1 tRNA gene and 1 rRNA gene are annotated in these 289 nt (G+C 57.4%); both read right to left on the minus strand.

Going from position 1 to position 289, the window contains the following annotated elements:
• Window positions 1-98 (minus strand): 5S ribosomal RNA (gene rrf / locus JDF658_RS11635); the annotation flags it as partial.
• 1 nt (window position 99) lies between these two features.
• Window positions 100-174: transfer RNA gene (locus JDF658_RS11640), tRNA-Asn, on the minus strand.
• Window positions 175-289: the final 115 nt, after the last annotated feature.

Below are 289 nucleotides of genomic sequence, written 5' to 3' on the forward strand. Positions count from 1 at the left end.
TCCCAGGACCCTGCGGTCCAAGTACCATCGGCGCTGGTGGGCTTAACTGCCGTGTTCGGTATGGGTACGGGTGTTGCCCCACCGCCATTGCCACCGGACTGGCTCCCCGAGCAGGACTCGAACCTGCAACCTACCGGTTAACAGCCGGGCGCTCTACCATTGAGCTATCGGGGAACATTATTCAATTCAAGGGATTGCTCCCTCAAAACCGCACAGAGTTCTTTTGAGGTTAAGACCTCGACCTATTAGTACCGGTCCGCTCAAAGCCTTGCGGCTCTTACACTCCCGG

This window comes from Carboxydocella sp. JDF658, assembly GCF_002049395.1.
Taxonomy (GTDB): Bacteria; Bacillota.